Here is a 6,213-nt window from a genome sequence, read left to right on the forward strand (position 1 = left end):
CAATGGCTTTGACCGATGTGGAGGTCTTGCAGGCCTCCTTGGCGACCAGCAGTTTGAAACGCGCGTCGTATCTGTTCATGTATCCCTCGGGGTTGGATCTGGTGTCCAACTCCCGGGGGTCACTTCATGGATGGGTTTACGGCGTCTCCCGCAACCGGACCCACCCCGGCTACCCTCAGGAAACCAGCTTCTGCTGTTGCTTGGGCTCTTGCTGTGGCCGTTGCCTCTGCGGGTGCAGGGCGCCGCCCTGCCGAACTAAACTACCCGCCGTTGTCCCTGCAGGATTGCCCATGTTCGATACCTCGCCCCAGCTCGATTGCGCCGGCCGCATCCTGCGCCTGGACCGTGCCCGGGTTATGGGCATCGTCAACGTCACCCCGGATTCGTTCTCCGATGGCGGCGCGCACGACACCACCGAGACCGCGGTCGCACATGGCCTGAAGCTGGTCGAGGAGGGCGCGGACCTGCTCGATATCGGTGGCGAATCCACCCGCCCCGGCGCTGCCCCGGTATCGGTCGAGGACGAGCTGCGCCGGGTGCTTCCGGTGATCGAGCAGCTGGCCGCCCTCACCCAGGTGCCGATCAGCATCGACACCTTCAAGCCGGAGGTGATGCGCGCGGCGGTGGCCGCTGGCGCCGGCATGATCAACGACATCTACGGCCTGCGCCAGGAGGGGGCGCTGGATGCCGCCGCTGCAGCCGGCGTGCCGGTGGTGCTGATGCACATGCAGGGCGAGCCGGGCCACATGCAGGCCGATCCGCACTACGACGACGTGGTCGCCGAGGTGCACGGTTTCCTGGTGCAGCGCCTGTTCGCTGCCGAGATGGCGGGCATCGCGAAGAAAAACCTGCTGATCGACCTCGGCTTCGGCTTCGGCAAGACCACCGCCCACAACATGACCCTGCTGGCGCGTTCGGAGCGCTTCCTGGAACTGGGCGTGCCGATGCTGGCGGGCCTGTCACGCAAGCGCAGCCTCGGCGAACTGACCGGCCGCGACACGCCGTCCGAGCGCGTGGCGGCTTCGGTAGCCGCGCACCTGATCGCGGTCCAGCGTGGCGCGCGCATCGTGCGCGTGCATGACGTGGCGGCCACCGTCGATGCGCTGAAGATCTGGCAGGCGGTGGAAGCCGTGCCGACGCCGCGTGCCGACGCCACGCCGACGATCCGCTGGCCGGACGAAGACTGATGGGCATCGACCGGTGGCCACTGGCGATCGCCGTGATGGGGCCGACCGCCAGTGGCAAGACCGCCACCGCGATCGCCCTGGCACAGCAGTTGGATGGCGAAATCGTCAGCGTCGATTCGGCGCTGGTGTACCGCCACCTGGATATCGGTTCGGCCAAGCCCGATGCGGCAGAGCGTGCGCAGGCGCCGCACCATCTGCTGGACCTGCGCGATCCTTGGCAGACCTACTCGGCAGCCGAATTCGCCGCCGATGCCGGCCGGGTCGTGGCCGACATCGTGGCACGCGGCAAGATGCCGATCCTGGCCGGTGGCACTGGCCTGTACTTCCGCGCCTTGTTACAGGGCCTGTCCCCGATGCCGGAGGCCGATCCGGCGACGCGCGAAGCGCTCAGCGCGGAGGCAGCCGAGCGTGGATGGGCGGCGCTGCACGCAGAGCTGGCAAAGGTCGATCCAGCCGCGGCGGCACGCATCCATGCCACCGACCCGCAACGCATCCAGCGGGCGCTGGAGGTCTATCGCCTGACCGGCACGCCCATCACTGAATGGCAGCGCCGGCCGGGCTTGGCGCCGTTGCCGGTGCGCACCCTCAAGCTGATCCTGGCGCCGCGTGATCGCGCGGTGCTGCACCAGCGTATCGAGGCGCGCTTCGACGCCATGCTGGCGCAGGGCTTTCTCGACGAGGTGCGAGCGTTGCGCGCGATGCCGGAAATGGCCGCCGTGGAGGCGCCGCTGGACCTGCCGGCTGTGCGCGCGGTCGGCTATCGGCAGGCCTGGGAGTACCTGGACGGGGAGGGCGATGCCGCCCGCTTCCGTGACAAGGCGATCTTCGCCACCCGCCAGCTGGCCAAGCGCCAGCTGACCTGGCTGCGCGGCGAGCTTGATGCGCGCTGGTTCGACCCCCATATCGACCAGGAGCGCCTGGCCGGCGCGGTGTCGACCTTCGTCGCACGCTGAACCCCCGCCAGCCGTGTAACATCATCGGTCGGCGGGCGGCTCGGGGGCCGTGGCAACCGTCGGCAACCCAATAAGAACAATAATCAGGAGTGTGCAATGTCCAAGGGGCAATCGCTGCAGGATCCTTTCTTGAACGCACTGCGGCGCGAACGCGTGCCGGTTTCGGTGTACCTGGTCAACGGCATCAAGCTGCAGGGCACGATCGAGTCGTTCGACCAGTTCGTGGTCCTGCTGCGCAACACGGTCAGTCAGATGGTCTACAAGCACGCCATTTCCACGGTCGTTCCGGCACGCAATGTGAAGGTCGGTCCGGGCGGTGGTTACGTGCAGTCGGGTGAAGGTGGTCAGGCAGGTGATGAAGCAGACGAGTAATACCGGAGCGGTGAATGTTTGACCGCTCGAAAAAGGGCGAACACGCCCTGTTGATCCAGCCCCATTTCGGCAAGCTGGAAGACGATGTGCTGGAAGAATTCGGTGATCTGGCCCGCTCGGCTGGGGCCAGCATCGCCGCGACGATCACCGCGCGCCTGGACCGTCCGAATCCGTCGACCCTGATCGGCAGCGGCAAGCTGGACGAGATAAAGGCCGCGGCCGATGCCAGCGGTGCCGACCTGATCCTGGTCAACCATGCGTTGAGCCCGGGCCAGGAGCGCAACCTGGAACGCTTCCTCGAGCGCCGGGTGATCGACCGAACCGGCCTGATTCTGGACATCTTCGCCCAGCGTGCGCACAGCCACGAAGGCAAGCTGCAGGTCGAGCTGGCGCAGCTGCGTCACCTGGCCACGCGGCTGGTGCGCGGCTGGACCCACCTGGAGCGCCAGCGCGGCGGTTCCATCGGCCTGCGCGGCCCGGGTGAAACCCAGCTGGAAACCGACCGCCGCCTGTTGCAGAAGCGGGTCGAGCAGCTGCAGAAACGGCTGGAAAAGGTCGAGGTGCAGCGCACCCAGATGCGCCGTGCGCGCGTGCGCAGCGAGCTGCCGCGCGTGGCCCTGGTCGGCTATACCAACGCCGGCAAGTCGACCCTGTTCAATGCCATGACCGGCGCCGAGGCTTATGCCGCCGACCAGCTGTTTGCCACGCTGGACCCGACCGTGCGCCGCATCGCGGTGCCGGGCGGCAACGTGGTGCTGGCCGACACCGTCGGCTTCGTCCGCGACCTGCCGCATGACCTGGTCGCTGCGTTCCGCTCGACCCTGTCCGAGGCGCGCGAGGCTGATTTCCTCCTGCATGTGGTCGACGCCGCCGATCCGCACCGCGAGGAGCGCATCGCCCAGGTCGACGAGGTACTGACCGCAGTCGGTGCAGGTGACCTGCCGCAGTTGCTGGTGTTCAACAAGATCGACCGGATCGAGGGCGCCGACGTCCGCCACGATGGCCAGGACGGTATCCCGGACGAGTCGCGGCGCGAACGCGTATGGATATCCGCGCGTGACGGGCAGGGCCTGGAGCTGCTGCAGGCGGTGCTGGGCAAGCGCCTGGGCCTGCAGCATGTCACCGGCGAACTGCGCCTGCCGCCGGATGCCGGCCGCCTGCGTGCGCGCCTGCACCAGCTGGAAGTGATCCGCAGCGAGCAGGCCGACGAAGACGGCTGGCTGCTGCAGGTCGACCTGCCGATTGCCGAAGCCGAAAAACTGGCTGCCAGTGCCGACGGCGCGCCGATCCGGGCGCTGTTGCCGGAGAAACTGCCGGAGTGGTGAGGTAGCGGCCCATGCCCGGTAGTGCCGGCCGCTGGCCGGCAGCGCAACCATGCCGAGGGGCGCGACATCCGGCTGTCATCTGCGGTACAACGTGCAGGTTCTTCACCCCACCGTCATGCCGATGTCCATTCCCACCGACGTTGAACTCAACGCCCAGTCCGCCGCGCTCGGGCAGCGCCTGCAGCAGGCTTCGCTGCAGCTCGTGACCGCTGAAAGCTGCAGTGGTGGCTGGATCGCCAAGTGCATGACCGACATCGCCGGTTCCTCGGCGTTCTTCGACTGCGGCATGGTGGTCTACAGCTACGAGGCCAAGCAGCGCCTGCTGGGCGTGCGCGCGCAGACGCTGGAGCAGTTTGGTGCGGTCAGCCGCGAAACCGTGCTGGAGATGGTGTCCGGTGCGCTGGTCAATTCCGGCGCCGGTATCGCCGTGGCGGTGACCGGTATCGCCGGCCCCGGCGGTGGCAGTCCGGACAAGCCGGTCGGCAGTGTCTGGATCGGCTGGAAGCGCCGTGGGGGCTACGCCCGTGCCGAACTCTTCCAGTTCGACGGCGACCGCGAAGCCATCCGCCGGCAAACCGTGGCGGCGGCATTGCGCGGTATCGACGCCCAGCTGTGACATGCTGCTCCGGTAATCGTCCGGAGCACGCATGATGTGGGAAACGCTGGGCACGGTCCGTGACCTGGGCCGGCTGCAGGAAATCGCCGTCGTCCTGATCCGCTATGGCTTCGGCGACCTGGTGCGGCGCATCGGCCTGGCCACGGTGCTGGAGCGGGCAGGGCGCCTGCTGCACTGGAACGAAGAGCGACAGGAACTGCTGCGGATGACCGCGCCGGTACGCGTGCGCAGCGCCATGCAGGATCTCGGCCCGACCTTCGTCAAGCTTGGCCAGGTGCTGGCGACGCGCGTCGACCTGCTGCCGCCGGAATGGATCGCCGAGCTCTCTGAACTGCAGAATGCGGTGCCGGCGCTGCCGTACGCGGATATCCGCGAGCAGCTCGAGGCCGATCTTGGCGCATCGCCTTCAGAAGTGTTCGCCTTCCTTGATGAAATCCCGATGGCCGCCGCCTCGCTGGCGCAGGCCCATCGCGCGCGCCTGCATGACGGTAGCGAGGTGGTGCTGAAGGTGCGGCGGCCCGGCATCCGCGATGTGGTCGAAGCGGACCTGCGGCTGCTGGCCCGCCTGGCCGAAATCGTTGAAGCCCGGCTTCTGGATCTGCGCCGTTACCGCCCGGCCGAGGTGGTGCAGCAGTTCACAGTGTCGCTACGCCGCGAGCTGGATTTCGCCGCCGAATGCCGCAATGCCGAGCGCATCGCGTGCAACTTCAAGGGCCGCGACGATATCCTGATTCCCCGCGTGCACTGGCAGTGGACCTGCGAAAGCTTGAACGTGCAGGACTTCGTCGACGGCATTCCAGGGCGTGATCTGGCCGGCGTCGATGCGGCCGGGCTGGACCGGCGCGAACTGGCGCGGCGCGGTGCGGACATCGTGCTGAAGATGGTGCTGGAGGACGGCAGCTTCCACGCCGATCCGCACCCGGGCAACATCATCTACCTGCGTGATGGCCGCATCGGTGTGATCGATTTCGGCATGGTCGGTGCGTTGTCGGAGGTGCGGCGCTTCCAGGTCGCGCAGCTACTGCATGGCCTGGTCGAGCAGGACCCGCAGGGTGTGGCCGACGTTCTGCTGGATTGGGCGGGCGGCGTGGAAGTGGACGAGAACCGGCTGCAGCACGACATCAGCCAGTTCGTCGACCAGTACCGTGGCGTGCCGCTGAAGGACCTGCGCATCGGCCTGATGCTGGGCGACATCACCCAGCTGCTGCGCAGCTACAGCCTGACCCTGCCGGCCGACCTGGCGCTGATGATCAAGGCCTTCTTGACACTGGAAGGGATGGGGCGGCAGCTGGACCCGGATTTCGACATGGCCAGCGCCGCGCGCCCGTTCCTGGAACGGGTGGTACTGCAGCGCTATGCGCCCAAGGCCCTGCTCAAGCGCGGCCGCCGCAGCTTGTTGGGCCTGGTCGACTTCGCCGGCGAACTGCCCCGCGACCTGCGCAAGCTGGTCCAGGCCGCGCGCCGTGGGCGCCTGCAGCTGAAGGTGGAAACCAGCGCACTGCAGGGCTTCGGCGAGCAGGTCAACCGTGCGGCGAACCGGCTGGTGATGGGCATCGTCACTGCCGCCCTGATCATCGGCTCGTCGATCGTGATGCACAGCGTTGGCGGCGTCTCCAGCCGCTGGCTGCTGGCACTGGGTGTATGCGGTTTCATCGGCGCCGGCTTCTGCGGCGTGTGGATCCTGTTTTCGATATGGAGAAGCGGGGGGGACAGCGAGGGGTGTGGGCGCGGGGGCGACAGGCGGGGCCGCCAGCCGGTCA

6 protein-coding genes are annotated in these 6,213 nt (G+C 67.7%); all 6 read left to right on the forward strand.

Annotated elements, in window-relative coordinates; genetic code table 11:
- Positions 1-290 precede the first annotated feature (290 nt).
- Entirely contained in the window at positions 291-1,187 is an 897-nt protein-coding gene (folP, locus tag V3B46_RS18880) for a dihydropteroate synthase (protein ID WP_329892614.1), read from the forward strand.
- A complete protein-coding gene (gene miaA, locus V3B46_RS18885) occupies positions 1,187-2,140 on the forward strand; it encodes a tRNA (adenosine(37)-N6)-dimethylallyltransferase MiaA (protein WP_329892615.1) in 954 nt (317 codons plus the stop codon). The genes folP and miaA overlap by 1 nt, the downstream gene beginning before the upstream one ends.
- 96 nt (positions 2,141-2,236) lie before the next feature.
- Positions 2,237-2,512, forward strand: coding sequence for an RNA chaperone Hfq (hfq, locus tag V3B46_RS18890; RefSeq protein WP_004152891.1), 276 nt, complete (start codon positions 2,237-2,239; stop codon positions 2,510-2,512).
- Between the two features lie 14 nt (positions 2,513-2,526).
- The gene (gene hflX / locus V3B46_RS18895; protein ID WP_032128411.1) at positions 2,527-3,837 is read left to right on the forward strand and encodes a ribosome rescue GTPase HflX; all 1,311 of its coding nucleotides are present in this window, start codon (positions 2,527-2,529) and stop codon (positions 3,835-3,837) included.
- A 121-nt stretch (positions 3,838-3,958) separates the two neighbouring features.
- Positions 3,959-4,453: a CinA family protein gene (locus V3B46_RS18900; RefSeq protein WP_154263088.1), complete on the forward strand. Its 495-nt coding sequence runs from the start codon at positions 3,959-3,961 to the stop codon at positions 4,451-4,453.
- Positions 4,454-4,487: 34 nt separating this feature from the next.
- Positions 4,488-6,213: 2-polyprenylphenol 6-hydroxylase (gene ubiB / locus V3B46_RS18905; protein ID WP_329892616.1), on the forward strand; the 1,726-nt coding region annotated here is incomplete at its 3' end.

Source organism: Stenotrophomonas sp. SMYL11 (genome assembly GCF_036320005.1).
In the GTDB taxonomy this organism is placed as follows: Bacteria; Pseudomonadota; Gammaproteobacteria; order Xanthomonadales; family Xanthomonadaceae; genus Stenotrophomonas; species Stenotrophomonas maltophilia_A.

Bases quoted from the DNA above. Each gene is read 5' to 3' on its own strand.
- hfq (WP_004152891.1), top strand. From the start codon at position 2,237: ATGTCCAAGGGGCAATCGCTGCAGGATCCTTTCTTGAACGCACTGCGG.
- folP (WP_329892614.1), top strand. From the start codon at position 291: ATGTTCGATACCTCGCCCCAGCTCGATTGCGCCGGCCGCATCCTGCGC.
- V3B46_RS18900 (WP_154263088.1), top strand. From the start codon at position 3,959: ATGTCCATTCCCACCGACGTTGAACTCAACGCCCAGTCCGCCGCGCTC.
- miaA (WP_329892615.1), top strand. From the start codon at position 1,187: ATGGGCATCGACCGGTGGCCACTGGCGATCGCCGTGATGGGGCCGACC.
- hflX (WP_032128411.1), top strand. From the start codon at position 2,527: ATGTTTGACCGCTCGAAAAAGGGCGAACACGCCCTGTTGATCCAGCCC.